This is a genomic window from Wolbachia endosymbiont (group B) of Longitarsus flavicornis (genome assembly GCF_964028135.1).
Taxonomy (GTDB): Bacteria; Pseudomonadota; Alphaproteobacteria; order Rickettsiales; family Anaplasmataceae; genus Wolbachia.
The window spans coordinates 27,828-47,736 of the sequence record NZ_OZ034758.1 but is presented as its reverse complement, the minus strand read 5'-3'; the positions used below and the strand labels follow the sequence as shown (position 1 = coordinate 47,736).

At 32.8% G+C, this 19,909-nt stretch carries 19 protein-coding genes, 1 tRNA gene and 2 pseudogenes; 17 read left to right on the top strand and 5 right to left on the bottom strand.

The annotated features are described in order from the left end of the window. Positions 1-73 precede the first annotated feature (73 nt). The 4 genes from acpP to thyX all read left to right on the top strand — a co-directional run bounded on the left by acpP (position 74) and on the right by thyX (position 3,970). Positions 74-334 (top strand): acyl carrier protein, encoded by a 261-nt coding sequence (acpP, locus tag ABWU45_RS00260; protein ID WP_353278567.1) that lies wholly within the window; start codon positions 74-76, stop codon positions 332-334. Between the two features lie 6 nt (positions 335-340). Next, positions 341-1,612: a beta-ketoacyl-ACP synthase II gene (fabF, locus tag ABWU45_RS00255; RefSeq protein WP_353278565.1), complete on the top strand. Its 1,272-nt coding sequence runs from the start codon at positions 341-343 to the stop codon at positions 1,610-1,612. Positions 1,613-1,840: 228 nt separating this feature from the next. Beyond that, complete coding sequence (gene murA / locus ABWU45_RS00250; protein ID WP_353278564.1) at positions 1,841-3,118, top strand: UDP-N-acetylglucosamine 1-carboxyvinyltransferase; 1,278 nt, start codon at positions 1,841-1,843, stop codon at positions 3,116-3,118. A gap of 9 nt (positions 3,119-3,127) precedes the next feature. Further along, positions 3,128-3,970 (top strand): FAD-dependent thymidylate synthase, encoded by an 843-nt coding sequence (gene thyX / locus ABWU45_RS00245; protein ID WP_353278562.1) that lies wholly within the window; start codon positions 3,128-3,130, stop codon positions 3,968-3,970. 24 nt (positions 3,971-3,994) lie between these two features. Here the strand turns inward: thyX and ABWU45_RS00240 are convergent, their stop codons facing one another. Both ABWU45_RS00240 and ABWU45_RS00235 read right to left on the bottom strand, forming a co-directional pair. After that, complete coding sequence (locus ABWU45_RS00240; protein WP_353278561.1) at positions 3,995-5,167, bottom strand: hypothetical protein; 1,173 nt, start codon at positions 5,165-5,167, stop codon at positions 3,995-3,997. A 644-nt stretch (positions 5,168-5,811) separates the two neighbouring features. Continuing rightward, positions 5,812-6,060 carry a transposase gene (locus tag ABWU45_RS00235; protein WP_353278560.1) on the bottom strand — a complete coding sequence of 83 codons (249 nt, stop codon included), beginning with the start codon at positions 6,058-6,060 and terminating at the stop codon, positions 5,812-5,814. A 186-nt stretch (positions 6,061-6,246) separates the two neighbouring features. Between ABWU45_RS00235 and ABWU45_RS00230 the strand changes: the two are divergent. The 3 genes and pseudogenes from ABWU45_RS00230 to ABWU45_RS00220 all read left to right on the top strand — a co-directional run. Further along, a pseudogene (locus ABWU45_RS00230) lies at positions 6,247-6,786 on the top strand (IS4 family transposase); the annotation flags it as partial. Positions 6,787-6,888: 102 nt separating this feature from the next. Beyond that, positions 6,889-8,166, top strand: coding sequence for an IS4 family transposase (locus ABWU45_RS00225; RefSeq protein ID WP_353277926.1), 1,278 nt, complete (start codon positions 6,889-6,891; stop codon positions 8,164-8,166). 178 nt (positions 8,167-8,344) lie between these two features. Then, a pseudogene (locus ABWU45_RS00220) lies at positions 8,345-9,169 on the top strand (IS4 family transposase); the annotation flags it as partial. A gap of 109 nt (positions 9,170-9,278) precedes the next feature. Here ABWU45_RS00220 and ABWU45_RS00215 read toward each other — a convergent pair. Continuing rightward, positions 9,279-9,575 (bottom strand): transposase, encoded by a 297-nt coding sequence (locus ABWU45_RS00215; protein ID WP_353278558.1) that lies wholly within the window; start codon positions 9,573-9,575, stop codon positions 9,279-9,281. A 369-nt stretch (positions 9,576-9,944) separates the two neighbouring features. Here ABWU45_RS00215 and ABWU45_RS00210 point away from each other — a divergent pair, with 369 nt between their 5' ends. Continuing rightward, complete coding sequence (locus ABWU45_RS00210; protein WP_353278177.1) at positions 9,945-10,451, top strand: phage major tail tube protein; 507 nt, start codon at positions 9,945-9,947, stop codon at positions 10,449-10,451. A 100-nt stretch (positions 10,452-10,551) separates the two neighbouring features. On the opposite strand, the gene ABWU45_RS00205 is transcribed toward ABWU45_RS00210, so the two are convergent. After that, entirely contained in the window at positions 10,552-11,550 is a 999-nt protein-coding gene (locus ABWU45_RS00205; RefSeq protein ID WP_353278179.1) for an IS110 family transposase, read from the bottom strand. A 373-nt stretch (positions 11,551-11,923) separates the two neighbouring features. Continuing rightward, positions 11,924-12,880, bottom strand: coding sequence for a glycine zipper family protein (locus ABWU45_RS00200; RefSeq protein ID WP_353278556.1), 957 nt, complete (start codon positions 12,878-12,880; stop codon positions 11,924-11,926). Between the two features lie 225 nt (positions 12,881-13,105). Here ABWU45_RS00200 and elbB point away from each other — a divergent pair, with 225 nt between their 5' ends. From elbB to dapA, 9 genes are all read left to right on the top strand, one after another. After that, a complete protein-coding gene (gene elbB, locus ABWU45_RS00195) occupies positions 13,106-13,804 on the top strand; it encodes an isoprenoid biosynthesis glyoxalase ElbB (protein WP_264375145.1) in 699 nt (232 codons plus the stop codon). Between the two features lie 137 nt (positions 13,805-13,941). Next, a complete protein-coding gene (locus ABWU45_RS00190) occupies positions 13,942-14,250 on the top strand; it encodes a hypothetical protein (protein ID WP_264377506.1) in 309 nt (102 codons plus the stop codon). A 66-nt stretch (positions 14,251-14,316) separates the two neighbouring features. Next, entirely contained in the window at positions 14,317-15,243 is a 927-nt protein-coding gene (gene ispH / locus ABWU45_RS00185) for a 4-hydroxy-3-methylbut-2-enyl diphosphate reductase (protein ID WP_139686676.1), read from the top strand. Positions 15,244-15,492: 249 nt separating this feature from the next. Continuing rightward, positions 15,493-16,953, top strand: coding sequence for a hypothetical protein (locus ABWU45_RS00180; RefSeq protein ID WP_353278554.1), 1,461 nt, complete (start codon positions 15,493-15,495; stop codon positions 16,951-16,953). Between the two features lie 4 nt (positions 16,954-16,957). Then, entirely contained in the window at positions 16,958-17,566 is a 609-nt protein-coding gene (locus ABWU45_RS00175) for a hypothetical protein (protein WP_010406999.1), read from the top strand. Next, a complete protein-coding gene (locus tag ABWU45_RS00170; protein WP_052264933.1) occupies positions 17,563-18,351 on the top strand; it encodes a hypothetical protein in 789 nt (262 codons plus the stop codon). Before ABWU45_RS00175 ends, ABWU45_RS00170 begins: the two co-directional genes overlap by 4 nt. A gap of 12 nt (positions 18,352-18,363) precedes the next feature. After that, positions 18,364-18,437: transfer RNA gene (locus tag ABWU45_RS00165), tRNA-Arg, on the top strand. Between the two features lie 68 nt (positions 18,438-18,505). After that, the gene (gene ssb / locus ABWU45_RS00160; RefSeq protein ID WP_006014313.1) at positions 18,506-18,988 is read left to right on the top strand and encodes a single-stranded DNA-binding protein; all 483 of its coding nucleotides are present in this window, start codon (positions 18,506-18,508) and stop codon (positions 18,986-18,988) included. A gap of 9 nt (positions 18,989-18,997) precedes the next feature. Further along, a complete protein-coding gene (dapA, locus tag ABWU45_RS00155) occupies positions 18,998-19,879 on the top strand; it encodes a 4-hydroxy-tetrahydrodipicolinate synthase (RefSeq protein ID WP_353278553.1) in 882 nt (293 codons plus the stop codon). Positions 19,880-19,909: the final 30 nt, after the last annotated feature.

Here is a 19,909-nt window from a genome sequence, read left to right as displayed (position 1 = left end):
TATAATCATAAAAGCTATTGCAAACATCAAAATTTCTTATAACATCAGAGAATAGGTTATTTTTTAGTAAGAAATGAGCGAATTGGCAAAAAGCACTAGGGAAGATATAGAAGAAAAAGTAAAGAAGATTATACTAGAGCACATCAGTAAGGATGTAGAGGGATTTGGTAGTTCTTCAAAGCTTTCAGACCATGGCACAGATAGTTTAGATGCAGTTGAAATAGTCATGGCAGCTGAAGAAGAATTTGGTATAGAGATTCCTGATGAAGATGCACAAAAAATGGAAACTATGGAACAGATAGTTGAATATGTAGTAAACAAAGCAAACAATTGATGTTGAATGAGCAGAAGAGTAGTAGTTACCGGTGTTGGCTTAATTACTCCACTAGCAGCAGATGTTAATAACACCTGGTCAAAGCTGAAAGAAGGTAAATCTGGCATCAAAGCAATCAATACAGATAGGTTCGACTCTTCTGATCTTGCTTGCAGAGTTGCAGGGCAGGTGCCTGTGCAATCCGATAACATTGAGCATTATTTTAATCCACCAGATTATATTTTTGAAAAAGACCTAAAAAGAACAGATCGTTTTATTCACTACGGAATTGCAGCAGCTATTCAGGCAGTAGAAGATTCACTAATTTTGGAAAATAAAAATATTAATAAAGAGCGAATAGGTGTAGCTATTGGTTCTGGTATAGGTGGTCTTCCATCAATTCAAGAAAACGTAATTACCATGCAAGAAAAGGGACCTAGGCGTGTCAGTCCATTTTTTGTTCCTTCAAGTCTAATAAATTTAATATCTGGCCATGTTTCTATTAAATACGAATTTACAGGTCCAAATGACTCAGCGGTCACTGCATGTGCAACAGGTGCACATGCGATTATAAACTCAGCAAGAGCTATAAAACTTGATGAAGCTGATGTTATGATTGCAGGCGGAGCAGAAAGTGCACTATGTAGAATTGGAATTGCAGGTTTTGCTTCAATGAAGGCGTTATCAACTAAATTCAATGATAATCCTGAAGAATCCTCAAGGCCATGGGATGAAGAACGTGATGGATTTGTCATGGGCGAAGGAGCAGGTATATTAGTGCTGGAAGAATATGAACATGCAAAAAAAAGGGAAGCAAAAATATATGCAGAACTCACTGGATATGGGTTAACAGGAGATGCGCACCACATCACAGCACCACATCCAGAAGGAAGAGGCGCACTTAAGGCAATGGAACTTGCTTTAAGGAGTGCACAAGTAAGCCCAAGTCAAATTGGGTATATCAATGCACATGGAACTTCAACAAAACTTGGGGATAAAGTTGAAGTAATAGCAATGAAGCAGTTATTCGGTGACTATGCCTATAAAATACCTGTTTCCTCGACTAAATCTTCTATAGGACATTTACTTGGTGCCGCAGGAAGTGTTGAAGCAATATTTAGTATCCTTGCATTAAACAATGGAATTGTTCCACCAACTTTAAACCTACACAAACCTTCAGAAGGGTGTGATTTAAATTTTGTACCACTTAAAGCTCAAGAGCATAAAATTCAATATGCGCTTTCTAATTCATTTGGTTTTGGTGGTACCAACGCGTCTCTCATCTTTGGAAAGGTGTAGTTAATTATGCTATTTTGAATCGACTACGAAAATGTTATTCGAGTAGCTGAAACTAGAATCCAGTTAAATTGGTCAGCATAAAAGTAATGTTGAAATATAACATTTTGATGATGATGAAGAAATGGATCCCAGTGTCAACTACTCGAATGACAGAAGAAGAAAAAGCAAAATTTTGCCTTTTACCGCTAACCTATTATACTTACTTGATAAGTTCTATCGCTTGATTAAATGCATAAAATATTAGTAAGAAGTAACCATAAGCCCTTGATTGGAAAAATCAAGATTAATGGTTCAAAGAATGCAGTCTTGCCAATAATGGCGGCAAGCTTGTTTAGTAATTCTTCAATAACTTTGCATAACGTACCTGATTTAATTGACGTGCATTTGATGTCTGAGCTGCTTAAGAGTCTTGGTGCAGAAGTAAATTTTATATGCAATAAAGACTATAAAGCAAATCACACTTTGGAAATTGACTGTAGCAATATCAATAACTATTTAATATCACATGAAATTGCAAGCAGACTGCGAGCATCTTTTTTAATGCTAGGTCCAATGCTCAGCAGATTTGGTAGAGTTTCAACAGTATTTCCTGGTGGATGTAATATTGGAAAACGTCCTGTTGACATTCATATTAAGGCACTTGAAGCAATGGGAGCTAAAATTGAAATTGATAGCTGTAATATAACTGCAACAACAAAGGGGAAATTGCAAGGCAAAGAAATAACATTTGAAAAAGTAAGTGTTGGTGCAACAGAAAATATAATAATGGCAGCAACACTTGCAGAGGGAGTAACAATAATAAACAATGCTGCAATCGAGCCGGAAGTTCTTGATTTAATAGAGTTTCTGAAGATTATGGGTGCCAATATTGAAGTTAATAATACAAAAATCACAATAGAAGGTGTTGAAGCATTAAATGGGTGTGAGCATAAAATAATACCAGATCGCATAGAGGCCGGTACTTATGCTTTGGCTGCTATCATTACCGACGGCGAGCTAAAGTTAGAAGGAGTAAGTTTGTCTGATATAGAATGTATTGCAAATGAATTGAAGACTATAGGAGCCAGAGTTGAGTTACATGATGATGGTATTATTATTTCTAGAAAAAATGGCTCTATTAAATCTGCTCACGTTGCAACAAATCCATATCCCAACTTTCCCAGTGATATGCAACCACAACTAATGTCTGCAATGTGCATTGCAGATGGAATATCAATCATTGAAGAGAACATTTTTGAAAGTAGATTTGCACATGCAAATGAGCTAAGAAAATTAGGTGCTAATATTAGCATCGAAAAAAGTAAAGCTACTATAAGTGGAATAAAGAGCTTATCTGGAGCTAATCTGCATGCTAATGACTTAAGGTCAACAGCAGCTTTAATTCTCGCTTCTTTGGTAGCTAAAGGAGAAACTACAATAAATAACTCACATCATTTATGGAGAGGCTATGAAGCAATGCACGAAAAACTCAATTCATGCGGGGCTGATATTTTCGTTTCATCTTGAGGATATATTATGAATGAGACAACTAAGCGAGCTACAGTAAAAGAAATAGATGACATTCTATACGAAGAACATAAGGTGTTAGATCATGGATTTGTTCGAGTGATTGATTATATGGGCTCTGATAGCGCCATAGTTCAAGCTGCTCGTGTTTCTTATGGAAAAGAAACAAAACAGATAAATCAAGATGAAGCGCTTATAAAATATTTGATGAGACATCATCATACAACTCCATTTGAAATGTGTGAAATTAAGTTTCACGTGAAACTTCCAATTTTTATTGCAAGACAGTGGATAAGACACAGAACTGCAAATGTGAATGAATATTCCGGAAGGTATTCGATACTTGATAATGAATTTTATATACCAGAACAGGTTGCAAAACAATCTGATAATAATAAACAAGGCAGCGGTGAAGCTTTTGACTCAAGTACTTCAAAAGAAATAATAGATTCTCTAATAAATGATTCTAATTTAGTATATTCTCATTATGAGAAATTTATTGAACAGGGCCTTGCAAGAGAAATTGCCCGAACTAATCTAACACTTAATTACTATACTCAGTTTTATTGGAAAATAGATTTACACAACCTTCTTCACTTTTTAAGGCTTAGAGCTGATCAGCACGCCCAATATGAAATTAGAGTCTATGCAGAAGTTATGTTGGACATAGTGAAGAAATGGGTTCCGCTGGCCTATAATGCTTTCATTGAATACTCCTTAAAATCAGCCTGCATTTCAAAAACTGGTCTTGAAATAATTCGCAAGCTAATAAAAGGAGAAAATGTTGCGAGAGAAGAAAGTGGCATGGGTAAAAGAGAATGGGATGAGCTGATGTCTATACTTGGTAAATAGCCAAAAAGATCAAGTTATGTCCACTCACAGACTTGCAGGTGTGAGCAACAATTTATTCATACCTTTATCAACTGATATATCAATTATTTTTGAATTTGTTCTTTCTGTTGTTTCATAAAGTTTTTCAGCTTTCTTTGAAATCAGTGTTGCATTTCTAAGTCCAATATGAACTTCGCAATAATCTGCAAAATTTTTAATATACATATCATATGAATAATGGTTTACAGCAAGTTCCATTACCCTACAAACTTCCTCTAATGTAAAATTAGCAGCTCCTGTATCAGGACAAAAGCCAACCGCTCCTTTATTAGGGTCAAAAAATATGTATTTATCATTCTCTGCTTTATACACCAACATAGAATGCCCCTCATCCTCAATGACATCTTCTTCATTACAAGCATAGCAAAAATAACTAAATTCTAAGTAGCATCCTATCTTCACACCATTTAACGCACATTTGATTTGTTCTTGCTCAGTATAGATCCATAGTTCTGTTGAAGATAGATCGTTACATAATTGCTTATATATTATCTCATCATAATAAAATGGATCTCCTTCTCGCTTTTCAATGCTCTGAATATCAAGAATAGGTAAGAATTGCGATAAAAACTGCATCATTAATAACTTTTTCGTTTGTTCTTTTCTTTCATCAATATAGTTCATAAAATCTTGTTCAGATATAATATTATCAGACTCAAGAAATTTAACAAAATCTTGCTTATTCTCTAATTTTATAAAAGTAATAAAGTAATTTAATGAGTGACATAACCCTTCTTCGGGATCAAAACCTAAAATTTCTTTAAATCTATCTTTTAATTGTGCAATTTTAGATACACTACTTGACATAAAAGCATTCAAATTAAATTGAATGGCTTGCTCATTTTCAAATAATTTATTATATTGTCCTTCAGCTGATAAATCCGGTGCTTTGTATACATATCTACCATTTTCTCTACGTATACCTTCTATATCTTTAATTATACCTTGTTCTACATTTTTACTGATAGAAATTTGGTGCTTTCCTTTATTGGCAAATTGATTTAAAAACTCCGCAATTTCCTGTTTTGAGAGTCTTGTTTCAACTTGTCCATCTTCTCTATCTTCAGTTTTACAAAACACTTTAACTCTAGGATGTTTTTTATCAGTATAGACTTTTAATACAATAGATTGAGCAATGCGATTAAGATATTTTGTCATATTGGTTATTAAGATATTAACTATATATCTTAATAATAGTATAACCTACACCACTTGTCAATTAATATATTAGTAAATTAGTACTATTTATTATATAAAAAAGTAAATTACATAGTGGATGGTCAGTGCTTAACACTGGAATCCAGGAATTTTGATTCTAAATTTGGTATTGATTTTAAATTAAAATAAATGTTTGTGATGAGATTATATGAAAAACTGGATCCCAGACTGGGATGAAAAGAGAAGGAAACACTGGGATGAAAGAAGATGAAACCACTGGAACGTTTATTTTTGAAAGTAAATTGCATAGCAGATGGTCAGTGCTTGACACTGGAATCTAGTTTCACCTTATGATGGTTTTATTCAAGTAGCCTCTATCCAAGTGCCCCTTTGGTGTCATCAGAGTAGCTGACACTGGGATGGCTTTGTTGCATCACACTTTATGAGATGGTGATTTATGGTAAATTCATGTAACTATCTCAAATTTAGCCATACCAATATCAGTGAATTTATTAAGCAAATAGCATTTAGTTCTTTTTCTCGATTTATCTCAGATTTATTCCTAAAACTAAATCCGAATATTTGCTTTAATCTTGAGAAAAACCCTTCAATATAAGATCTTTTCCCATAATTTACTTCTTTTTCTATTCTTTCATGCCATCTTCACCGTATAATTTTATTAACCTAATAGCAGCATTCCTGTCAGACATATAATCTATTTTTGAATGTTCTGCTGCATCCTTTTTTGGTAGAACTTTTGTTTTTATATCGTATTTCTTACACAATTTATAAAGTTTTTGCCTATCGTATGCCCTATCTGCATATAATGCTTTTATTTTGTGCTGAAAATTAACTTCTTCAAGCAAATCGCAAGTGGTCAGAGTAGACGCCATTACTGTATCTTGCAGCTATAGCTTTTTTACTATTCACACTTAACATAACATGTAACTTTCTTACTTGCTCGTAGCTTCGGTACTTTCTATCTGCACTGTTTTCCTTACCATACGCGTCAAGTTAAGGAAATAAAGGTATGAAAGAGATAGAATAATAAGGTATAAGTTCTCCCAGATATACTTTTAGTGAGAGAACCAATGAATAAAATAACTAGCTTATCAAAAAAGCTCAAAGAATTTTTTAATGAAAAAGCAGAGAAAATCTCAATTACAACAAGGTTTATAAAAAGAAAGAGAAAGCTAAAAGGTTCATCATTCGTAAAAGCCATGGTCTTGGGTAATATAGGAGTTGATAATTGTAGCGTAGAAACAATGTGTCAATTACTAAACGAGGACTCGATAGATATAACAAAACAAGGTTTGGATTTTAGATTTACTGAAGAAGCAGTGGAATTTATGAAAAGGATGTATAATGAATCTGTGATTCTCTTTAAAAATATCTTGCAAGTTGATTGCAAAATCTTACAGCAATTTAATAGTGTTAAATTATTGGACAGTAGCTATATTACTCTACCTAACAGTATGGAAGAGATGTATAAAGGTTATGGTACTAGCTACAGTGGCTATGAAAGCAATACTAAGTATGGAATAAAGTTACAATTAGTTTTCGACTACATGAATCAGATAATAGACCAACTTAATTTAACGGAGGGGGTAAGATCAGACCCACTGCCATTAAGTTAAGGAAAAGTGATGAACTGTATTATAAAATCAGGTAAGATTCACAAATTAAAAGAAGTAATGACATGAGTAAAAAAAAGAATAATCATGTTTATAAAAAATAAATTGATGAGTTTAAACTTTATAAACGCACACAGAGCATCCTCAAAAGACTTCTCACGAAAAAGAAAGCTGCCCTTCGTTAATGTATTTCTCCTGATTTTTAGAAAGAGTGTAAAGTCATTACAAGTGATGCTTAATGAGTTTGTTCTGCATACAAGAAAAGATTATACAATTACGGCAAGTGCATTTACTCAAGCAAGAAAGAAGCTAAAACATACTGCGTTTTCAGAGTTAAATGATGATATAGTTTCCCTATACTACCAAGATCAGGAATTTAAAACCCACCATGGCTTCAGAGTACTTGCATTTGATGCTTCAATACTGATTCTGCCAAAGAGCGACAAAATAATAGGTGAGTTTAGCTCAAGAGCAGTATGGAATGGAATCCAGAGATTTGAAGACTATACAAGTGCAACCTTTGAAGTTTGCTACGATATGCTAAATAATATTGCAATAAAATCTGTGCTAAGTAGAGGTGACAGCTATGAGGTTGATTTAGCAATCGGTATGCTTGAATCCATAAAATCAGACGATTTGTTAATCTGTGATAGAGGATACGTATCTTATCGATTTCTTGCTGAGCTTACAGGAAGGAAAATCAATTATATAATTCGCTGTTCAAGTTCGTCTTTCAATGAAATAAACGCTATGTTTAAGCCGGAAAGCCCATCTAGTACGGTGGTAGTGTCTACCGCACCTATTAAAGTAGCAAGACAGCTACGAAAGCTAGGATTACCTGATGAGATGAAATTCAGGTTAGTCAAAATAATACTTTCTTCTGGCGAAGTTGAAGTGTTAGTAACATCTCTGTTAGATGAGAAACGTTTTACAGTTGAAGAGTTTGAGAGATTATATTACTTGCGCTGGGGAGTAGAAACATTTTTTTCTAGGCTGAAGGGAAGATTAAATTTAGAGAATTTCACAGGAAAAAGTATTGAAACTATCAAGCAGGATTTTTGGTCAACTATCTTCATCAGTAATCTAGAAAGTATCATGATAGAAGATGATGAAGAGACATTGAGCTCACAGAATAGTAAACTAAAAAAAAGCATCAATAAATCTGTCTCATTTAATGCGATTAAAAACTTAGCCTTTGATATTTTTTCTACAGAGTCAGACATAGACTGCATTATGGATCGACTATCACAGTTATTTTTGATGAACACTTTAGTGGTGAGAAAAGGGAGAAGAGTTGATCGTCATAAGATATCTGATATTCGTTCACTCAACTACCAGAAAAGAGCTAGAAAACATGTGTTTTAAATTCAAGATATCTTTTCAGTATCATTGCATTAGTACATTCTTTGCAAAATAACCTGCAATTATTACTTTTTTAAATAACTTGCACTTTTCAGACTCCCTTTTCTTAAAAATTCACCCTAGTATTTACCATAATTATCAATCACTTCAAATTTTTTGTCCAATCTTAACTTCTCTTTCCCTTAACTTAATGGCAGTGAGATCAGACCAGGGATATAGGAAACATTTAAGTAATATATTAAGCAATGATTTGCTAATATCTGATCTCGGTTATTTTGTGCCAAGTTCTTTTAAACAAATCAATGAAATAGGAGCTTATTTCATAAGTCGTTATAAATCCGATACCAACATATATGATGTAGAAACAAATCAAAAAATGGAGTTATTAGAATGTTTAGAGGATAAGTTATTTTTAGAAAACGAGGTATTGTTAGGAAAAGAAGCAAAAATTAGAGTAAGAATTATATGTCAGAAACTAACTGAAGAACAGTCTATGGCCAGAAGAAGGAAAGCTAATAGATTAGCAAGATCGCAGGGATATACATCCTCTAAAAGAAATCAAAAATTGTTGAACTGGTCAATATTTATAACTAATGTTCCAGAAAATAAAATTAGTGCTGAGCAAGTATTAACGATTTACAGAGTAAGGTGGCAAATTGAGTTATTATTTAAATTGTATAAAAGCCATATCAGGCTTGATAAGCTAAAAGGAAAGCCATGCAGAGTATTATGTGAACTATATGCTAAATTGTGCGCAATTCTTATATTTCACGGCATGGTTGGTTGCACAGAAGTGAAAAAGAATACAGAACTTAGCTTAACAAAGGCATTTATTGAGCTAAAAAGGCGGGTTAGAGAGTTATTTTTAGTATTAACCAAAATTAATAGTTTAAAAGCATTTCTTAAAAAACTCACTATAACTTGGTCGCGATTTTCATTAAAAGACAAACGTAGAAGGGCTAGAGTATCCACTTTAACCTCTCTAAATTTGCTCACAATCTCTTAACTTGACGCGTATGGTTTTCCTTACTGTGGCCAGGAGTGTTACTGTAAATTTGTTCTATCTATGATAATTTCAATATTTTCCATGTTGCTTTTATCAATCCTGCAATCATTTATCTTAATATTAAGTTTTTTTTGATGCTTGTGAATAGCTGCAAATTTTTTCCTATTTGTTGCAGATATCCTTTTACAAACCCTACCGTTTGTCTTAAGCCAATTCTAAAAAGATTAACGATTATATGCACCAAAATCACAACTTTATCACTATAAATATAGTTGCCGCCCTGCATTTTTGGACTATTTTCATACCAATTTTCGATAGCTTCATCGATGTAACAAAAAATATTCCCCCTTTTTTCAAGGAATTTGTTATATTCGTTTTGGTTACTGACTTTCATTTTCTGTGGCATATTTTTTCTTCAACAGTTAAAAAGCCCACTGGGATCCAACTAAGTTACTTTACAACGTTTTTCGCACAAAAGGACTGGATTCTAGCGTCACGCGCTAGAATGACATCAACTTTTGAATTCCAGTTATGCAAGAAATCTATTCATTTGAAACTTGTTTGAGAAACGTAGCTATAAAAACCGCAGGTACCAGTTGGTTTTTATTAGCTAAAGTAAAGGTCAAATATCTGGAATTCTGGACATAAAATCCCCCTGTAAAAAAGATTAGAAAAAAATGCAGTGCACATACGACAGATATACACTGAAGCAGTTGTGTTAAAAGTCAATAGAAAAAATGAAAATACTGAAAATACTTTTTAAAGACATAAAAAGATGTTGCCAAAAATCTTAAAGAATTTTAATGTGTTAGTTGATGGTCGTGGTTATGCTGGCCGCATCGATGAGATCACTCTGCCAAAACTCACCATTAAAACAGAGGAATATATAGCTGGTGGTATGGATATTCCAATAAGTATAGACATGGGAATGGAAAAACTGGAAGCAGACTTTATTTTTGCTGAGTATGACTCTGAGCTCTTTAGACTCTTTGGTTTAATAGATGGAAATTCAGTAGCTTTGACTCTTCGTGGTGGAATGCAAGGTAGTAGTAGCAATGATATTGAAGCAGTAATAATCAATTTAAGAGGCATTTTTAAAGAGTTTGACTTTGGTAGCTGGAAGCCTGCTGAGAAAGGAACTCTCAAATGTACAGTAGCCGCTCATTATTATAAGCTCACCATATCTGGTAAGGAACTCATTGAAATTGATGCTAAAAACATGATTCGGAGAATTAACGGTGTTGACCAAATGGCCTTACTGCAAACAATTTTAGGCATTTAAGTTGTAATTCTTAGCTTAAATTCTTTCAATAAGCGTGGATGTGTATAAGTGCTTTAAATCTGTGTAAGCGCACTTATCCACAACCACACTAATTTGCTAATTAAGCAGATTTAGGGCTGTATTCCTTAGTAAAAATCCTGCCATCTCTTACTAAAGAGTTAGCAAGAATAAGCAATTTTCTCATTGCAGCAGTGGAAGCAACTTTATATGGTTTTTTATATTGATCGTACAACCTATCAAAAAAAGTTTTTATGTAAGAATTCCACTCACGAGCAGTAAGGATGCACATATGTAAAACTTTTCTAATTTGTGCTCTACCACCCTGAATACACCTTTTCCCTTTACTAAAACCACTATCTCGATTAAAAGGTGCTACTCCGGAAAGGCTAGATATTTCTTTATGTTTGATAGTTCCTAGTTCTGGTAGATAACAAATCATAGTGATAGCTAAGATTGGACCTGCACCTGGAATACTAGTTATTGATATGTATTTTTTTTTAAGCTCTTGACTTTGATCAACCAATTCTATCATCTGATCTTCTAAAGATTGGATTTGATTTTGCAAAACAACAAGTAGCTCTTCCATTTGTTTGATTATGGATATATCAGTTACCTGATGAGCTTGGATTTTTTGTATTTTTGCTATTTCTACTAGTTGATTTCTGCGAGATAATTTTTGCCTCAAACAGTCAACATTACTATTACTAACTTTTAAAGGAGTAACACGCATATCTGTATTACTAATGTAACGTGAGATGATGCTACAGTCTATCTTGTCAGTTTTAGTGGCAATGCCAAGGCTTTTTGCATAATCTCTAACCCATCTAGGTTGAATGACGTATACTTCGAAACCATGGCTTAGTAAAGTATAAGCACATAATTTTTCGTACCCACCAGTTGCTTCAAGTCCAACTTTGATTACGTTATGTAACCGCAAAAAGTCGAGTATTTGATCAATAGCTTGAATGTTATTTTCAAATACTTTATGATGTCCAAGTGGATGAATGTGGATATCTAGTTTGTTTTTGCTAACATCAATGCCAGAAGTAATATTTGATGAATTCATAATTCCTCCATAGAATAATATGTAGTACTGCATTTTCCACCCTTATATACGAGCCTCAACGCTCAATCAGTTGTTCGGAACTATTCAGTATATAAACAGAAAAGAGAACCTTGCTTCAGTGCGGTCCTTATGACCAAGAATACCGACGGTTCCTCTTCTCTGCATGTTCTTAGTATTACCACTTTGTAATATTTATGAACTTGTTTTTAACATATAAGAATACATTTTTAATAAGTTTGATTAAAAAGTCTGCAGACTAAAGATAGATTTTGAGCTCTTAAAATATCTCTATTTGTAATTATAATGAGATTTAAAATATGCGGAAGTAATTTTTTGTGTCCGCTTAGCAGGGTGGCAAAATAAGATAGACAGATACATTTTTGCGTCAAAACGCTCCTCAAATGTATCAACTCACTCCTTGCTCTTCTCCACTAACTCGTTCAGAACTTGGATTCTTCACTTCAGGACTTGGCTTTACTGTTTTAACTTTCGCATTAACTTTTCGTTGTACCTCTTCTATGTCACTACCAATTGCCATAATTGCAGGTTGAAGTTTATCTATAAGATCATAAAATGGTTTTTGATCATCTAGATGAGTACTGAGGCCCTTTTCCAGAAGTTTGTTCATATCATCTTCTGAAAAATTTTTAATGGTTCCATCTTTTATTAATTCCTTTATGGCCATTAATTGCTCTTTGTTTTGAAGCATTTGTATTACCTTTGCTTTATCCTGAATGTTTTTTATTTTACTAACTTCTGTACCAGGTTGTAAGACAAGTTGAGATAATTCCTGATTTAATTTATAAAAATTTTTATCTCTGTCTTGAATCGTAGGTAATTTATCGATCACATCTTTCACAAAACTTTTCACTGCTTTTCCGAATTCAATTGCACCCTCTTTTACTTTATCGACACTCTTATATGCGTTTTCTTTTATCTCACTTCTATCCTGATATATGGCATAACCAATAGCAGCTATAGCAACTAGTGCCATAAATCCTACAAATGCTGCTCCACCAACAATTAATGCACCGGTCACTCCTCCTACTGTTAATAAACCTGCTAGTGCACCCGTCAATGTTGTAAATGCTGCTACACTTATAACTCCTTGAGCTAACAGTTCATTGCCTAAAGTTTCAAGCTCCTTCTCCATGCCTTTTACTTTACTTACTTGCTCCAAAAATTCTTTTGATTCAACTTTGTTTTTCTCAAAATCCTCCAATATAAGACCTATTACACTCCCAAAAACATCTTTATTTTCCATCAGAAATTTAGACATATTATTGATAGCTGATTTATTAAAAGTTTCATCTTTCTTTTCAAAGCCACCTAGTTTTAATATATCCTGCAATTTTTGTAACAAATCTTTTTTTCCACTAATATATTTTACTACATTTTCAATGAGCTTGTCCTAATTGGTTGAGTTTACTGCACCACCTTGTACCATATTCAATTCCTATCAATTATAAATATGCCTAATTATATATACTAATTATTAATTATATTATAATTGACATAAAATAATTACTCCTTTCCAAATATGGAATTTGTATTACAATACCTAGATTATATGAAATCAAGGTATTTTATGGGTGAGAAAAAATTAAGAGCCGCTGTGGTTTTATCAGGATGCGGCCACCTCGACGGCACAGAGGTGAGAGAAGCGGTTTTAAGTTTGCTTGTGCTTGATCAGCAGGAAGTCGAAGTCACATGTTTTGCTCCTGACGTTGACATTACACAAGTTATGGATCACAAAACAAAAGAGGCAGTAAAAGAAAAAAGAAATGTACTTGTAGAAGCAGCAAGAATTGCAAGAGGTGAGATAGATGATTTAAGAGAAGCTAAAGCTGAAAATTTTGATATGCTAATTGTACCTGGTGGATATGGAGTTGCGAAAAATTTATCTGACTTAGCTGAAAATAAAACAGTAATGCCTGAGTTTGAAAGATTAGTCTCAGAGTTCTTTGTTGCAAAAAAGCCAATAGGAACTATATGTATATCTCCAGCCGTTATTGCTTCAATTTTAAGTAGCAAGATAAGTAAAGAAGAAAGTAAGATTAAGGTAACTATAGGAGACGATAAAGAACAGTTAATAGAGAAACTCGGCGGCGAACATATAAAATGCGATACAGAGTTATCAATAGAAGATGAAAAACATAATGTATTTTCCTGCTCTGCTTATATGCGTAATGACGAAAGTATATACTCTGTATATCAAGGAATAAAACACATGATTGACAGTATGGTGAAAAAAATTAATAAAAAAACTAAACAACCATTTCTCTAAAATGTAGTTTCTTATACAATTAATTATGTTATACTTCCATTTACATTATTGCTGTAGCCAAAGTAATCTATAGTTGCTTATTAATGATGAATTGTATTTAGTATATAAATTTAGTTCTTTTTTTTATAGATTTAAATATGTTAGATCTTTTTTATATTGAAAGTGAGTGTTGTATAGATGGTCAGTGTGATACTTATGCAGGAGAAGTGAGTATTAATGATGTCATGTTGGGCAAGTTTAGTCTAAATTCATACAGTGGGAAAAAAGCCATGGTAAATCTAGACATCGTTACATTCGATATCCATATTGCTATGGATGGCCAAGATGGAAGGACAATAACAAGAGACCTCAAGGGTCCTGAATTTGTAATTAAAGATGACGGTTCCTGGTATATTAATAAGAATCTTGGTAATGATAAATTTGAAATTATAGTAAAGCAGTCATGATATGAAACATAGTGAGCGGAGCTTACTTTTTAGCAATGTTTACATACTTACTTGATTTGAAAAAAAATGGAGATTATCTTAGCTGAACCACGCGGTTTCTGTGCAGGGGTTAAAAGAGCTGTAGACATATTAGCAATCACTTTAGAGAAATATAAAAATGAACGCCAAGTTTATGTACTACACGAAATCGTTCATAATAAGTATATAGTAGAGGACTTCAAGAAACAAGGAGTGGTTTTTGTAAGCAGCATAGAAGACATTAAAGATAATAGAGGAATATTGATCTTTAGCGCACATGGAGTGTCGAAAAGTATAGAGGATGAGGCAAAAAGAAAGGGTGTTCAAGTGATTGATGCAACATGTCCATTAGTTAGCAAAGTACATAAAGAGGCAAAAAGGTATGAGGATAGTGGTAAAGAATTAATTCTAATTGGACATGAAAATCATCCAGAAGTTAAAGGAATTATAGGAAGAGTAAGTAATCCTATATCTCTAGTGCAAACTATGCAAGACGTATACAATTTACAAATCAAAGATCCAGATAATTTATCTTATGTAACACAAACCACGTTAAGTATTGACGATACCAAAGAAATTATTGCTACACTGAAGCTCAGATTTCCAAGCATTACAGGCCCCGACTTAAAAGATATATGCTATGCAACACAAAATAGGCAGAACGCTGTTAAAAAATTGGCTAAAATTACAGACGTAGTGTTAATTGTAGGAAGCAAAAACAGTTCAAATTCAAACCGTTTATTAGACCTGTGCATTTCCACAGGAAAAAGAGCCTATTTGATTGATAATTATAAATGTATGAACAAAAATTGGTTGCAGGGCGCAGAAAAAATAGGAATTACTGCAGGTGCTTCTGCTCCTGATATATTAGTTGATGAGCTAGTAAATTACTTAAAAATAAATATGAATACAAAAGTTTCAGTTATGCCAGATGGATTCACTGAAAATGTTCAGTTCAAGTATACTAAATGGTAATGTGCAACAACGTGCGTCAAATCAAGTCTTTAGCTTAATTCAATTTTCAGTCTGTTGGAGAATAAAATATCAAGCTGAGATATAATTAATCCTCGTTTGTCAGGTTAAGTTGTGTCTAGCACAAATATAAAAAACCTTCATCATACAAAAGGGTTAATATTACTACTAATTTTATCAAAAACTTATAATATAAGTAATATTGTCATCTAATGTTTAATGAATTTCAATAAATTACCTTTTTAATTCTAGATGAGTATACACTTTGTTAATATGTTTGGGTCAAAACCCAAAAGTAAGTTTATGCTTTCTATAGGAAAAGAAGGCACAATGTTACTATATTTTAAAAATGATACTTTAAATAAAAGATATTTTGCTAAGGACAAAAATAATAAAGTTGTTTCTGACTTAATTTCATGTCTCTCATCAGATAAAAAAGCACCCTTATATCTGGTTCTCAATCACACTGATCAGAACTATTTGCTACAGTCTATCCCAAGAGTAAATAGGATTAGTGCTTATCTATCAGCAAAAACAAAAGTAGAGCATTTTGCTCATAATAACGATATAAATTCTATTCTCTTGGTCGAAAAGCCGAATAAATTTAATCAAAACTGGTGGTATCTATTTGTTTCATCAAAAGCAAATCATTTAATAGAATATTGGTTGGACGTGTTTGTTGAAATAGGCTCTAACTTTAAAGGAATATTAATGTTTCCTATAGAACTAGTCAGTATAGCAAAAAAGATTCTACACAAAGATCCTAGTAACTGGAAAATTATAGTTGCTGCAACTAAAACAGGTGGCTATAGACAAGTGGTTCTTAAAGAGAACAAAATGATATTTACACGTTTAATACCATTTACTAATGATAATTTACCAGGAATCATTGCTGGTGAAATATATCAGGAAGTGAAAAATACAATTCAATCTTTAACTAAGTTTGGATTTGAAAAAAATGACCCTATCGACCTTTGCATCATAGTATCAGAAGCTATTAAATCTAGTTTATCAGTTATAAATTTTTCAGAGAATAGTGTGAACATATTGACTCCATATGAGCTAGGTAAACTATTGGGAGCAGAATTAGCTATATGCGAAAAAGATAGCTTTTGTGATACTACAATTTTGTTCCATAGCTTTAAGAATAAGCCAACAGATGTTTTTAATACAAAAGAAACTAAAGAATTTTATCTATTCAATTACCTTTATTTAAACTCTCCTCGGATTTTTCTATACCTCCTTTTGACTTTAATTGTAATTAACACCTTTTGTTTGCAAAATTTGTATTCAAATTTTAATGTTGCTGATAATTTATCTGCAACGCGGAGTGCTTTAAATAACAAACTAATAAAACTTAGCCAAAGCTATAATGTAAAAAAGATAGATGAAGTTTACGATTTTATTAATATAAATAATATTTTATCAAAAATAGAGTACTCTCCTCTCATACAGGTTAAGTATGTAGAAAAGCTAAAAGTACCAGATGTAGAGCTTCAATTATTTGAGTGGAATTATAATGAGGCAAAAAGTTATATTACCACAACTTTAAGGTTTAATTTTCAATCTGGTAAAGACATTTCTTATCAATACGAGAAACTACAGAAAAATTTAAACGATAATTTCCGTACTCATGATATTAGTATTTCTAGCTTACCTACTACTAAAGAGAAAAATCTATCTATTGATGTTGAAATAGGAGAGGCAATGTAGATTGATGACTATCTCTCAACTAAAAAGAAAAGCTACAATTCAGTGCATATATTACTTATTGTTATCTATTGTATTAATAGGGTTATCAACGTGTTTTATTATCTATAACAAAAAGGTTTATAATAAAAATCAAACTGCAGCTGAGGAAATACGCTCTATTAATTTACAGATCATTGAAATTCAAAAGAAAGAAGTCGTTCTAAATAAAAACCTAGATTTATGGAAAAGAATTTCTTCTTCAAACTTACATAGTAGCAGATACATTACAAATTTAAATTTTGAGCTTAACAAGCTATATAAAAAACACTACATGTTAGAACCTGAAATATCAATTTCTATACCTGAAGAAGCTGAACTCCACAATAAAAGTGAACATACAAAAGTAATAAGAAGTGAAGTGGTTCTAAGTTTAAGCTCAATTAGCGATAAGCATATTTTTTTATTTCTACAGTCTATTCCAAATCTTCCTGGTTATGTTATGATCAGATCTCTTACCTTGAATAAGCAGAGAAATATAGATGCTAAAGTTATAAACCAGATTTTAAGTGGTAATATGATAGAGATAGTGAGAGCTAGTATAGTTTTTGATTGGTATACCATATTAAGTAGATGAATATAAAGTTGTTTTTTATTTTTACGCTGCTATTTTTTAATGTTAGTGCATATTGCAATTGCGAAGATCTTGTAGAAAATATAGGGATTTGTAAAAAATATTCTTGCCAACAGCATATTAGTAATGAAGATTTTATTGAGCATAAAATATTAGGGTTAAATAGTGAAAATTTATGTGTATATATAGAAAGACAAGGCAATGATGAAATGGTCTGTCATCATTCTAATGATGGAATGATTATAGAAAAGAAGTACTTAAAAAGTATTTTAAAAGTTGGAAATCAAGAAATAAATGACTTCATTGATATAGCAAATTTGCGTGCGAAGGAGTGTTTTTTTATCAACAATTATTATATAGATCGAGACGATATAATAAAAGAGGCAGCAGAGAGTACTTTATCGCAATATGGTAGCATAAAAAGCATTTTTTTTGATGAAGAGCAGGTTAATAGAATAGTTAGTGAGATGGAAAAGTTTAACTTACAGTCTTCAGGAGTTACAGAGGAAGAAAATTTCAATTGTAAAGTAGTCAGTTTAGATTCAATTTTATACTTTTCCCCCGATACATGGAAAATATGGGTAAATGGAAAGTTGTTTATAAATACTAAGGATTTAAAAGTGCACTCAGTAACTGAAAATTATGTAACTTTTTCATGGGCTGTAAACCAAAAGATAACAAAAGAACGGATAAGCAATTCTAAAAATGTACATTTTGGACATGGAGGTATTATGTTTACGCTTTATCCAGAACAAAAATTTGATTTAGATAGTTTATCTATTAAATAATCTAATACATCTGCGCTTGTAGCTCAGTTGGATAGAGCGTTGCCCTCCGGAGGCAAAGGTCGTGGGTTCGAATCCCTCCAAGCGCGTTTTTAATTAAATTTGACAATAATACTCTCACATAAGATAATAAAGAGATTTATTTTAAAGCATAATTATGTCTAGTGGTACTATAAATAAAGTCATATTAGTTGGTAATCTAGGAAAAGATCCTGAAATTAGGACTACACAAAATGGAAAAGAGATGGCAAGTTTTTCGATAGCCACATCTGAAAGTTGGACTGACAAATTTTCTGGTACGCGCTCTGAAAAGACAGAATGGCATAATATTGTAATTTTTAGTGAAGGATTAGTAAAAATTGTTAAGGATTTTGCGCGCAAAGGTAGTAAAGTTTACGTTGAAGGTTCTCTGAGAACTAGAAAATGGACTGACCAAAATGGTAGCGAAAGGTATACGACAGAGGTGGTGCTATATAACTTTAATAGTGCCCTTACCCTTTTAGATTCACGAAACAGTATGTCAAACTCTGATTACAAGCCAAGTGAATACAAACAAAATGAAACAGAACAAAAAGATAAACACGGAAGTTTTGACAACGATATAAAAGACGAACTAATCGATGATGAAATACCATTTTAATAACTTCAATTGAAATCTACATTTTTATGGACTGCTTGTGTTACTCCTTTTAATTGCAGTGGAGATAGTATAGATTACCAAAGCTTGCAGCGTTTACTAACAATGCAAGCTGAAGCTGAAAATGGTGTAGTGTTGCTAGGTAGCACAGGTGAAAGCTTATCACTTACTGGTTCTGAAAAGCGCACATTAGTTGAATTTGTATGTGAGCTAAAATTAAATACGAAAATTATAATTGGTGTACCAGGAGTGAATCTATATCAGGTTCTTGAATGGCTTGATTTTTGCAAGGGTATGCCTATTCATGGCTATCTAATGACAACTCCCATTTATGCAAAGCCTGGAATCATGGGGCAAACTTTATGGTTTGAAAAGCTGCTTGAAAAAGCACATGTGCCAGCCATGCTTTACAATATTCCATCAAGAGCAGGAGTGAGTCTTCACGCTGAAACTGTACGCAATTTATCCAGCCACGAAAAATTTTGGGCTATCAAAGATTCAAGTGGCACCGTTGATACTTTAACTCAGTATAAGAAAGTTGCACCAAATATTGAGGTCTTTTGCGGAGATGATAATATGATACCCGATATGGCTGCTAAGGGTGCGGCTGGTCTGGTTTCTGTTGCTGCCAATGTTTGGCTACGTGTAGTACATGAATATGTTAAGCAATGTATGAGTGGCAAGAACTCTCAGGCAGACAATTGGCAACAAGCTTGCAAAGCTCTATTTATTGCCAGCAACCCAATACCCACTAAAGCGCTATTACATGATATTAGGCTTATAGAACACAAAACTGTTCGTCTACCACTAAGCACAGAAGACTTGCCTTCTATTGAAACATTGAGGCAAGCTAATAAAATGATTCTTGGATGGAAAGAATTGACTAATAGCTAAAGCTAGGAACACACATCATCAACTTCTACA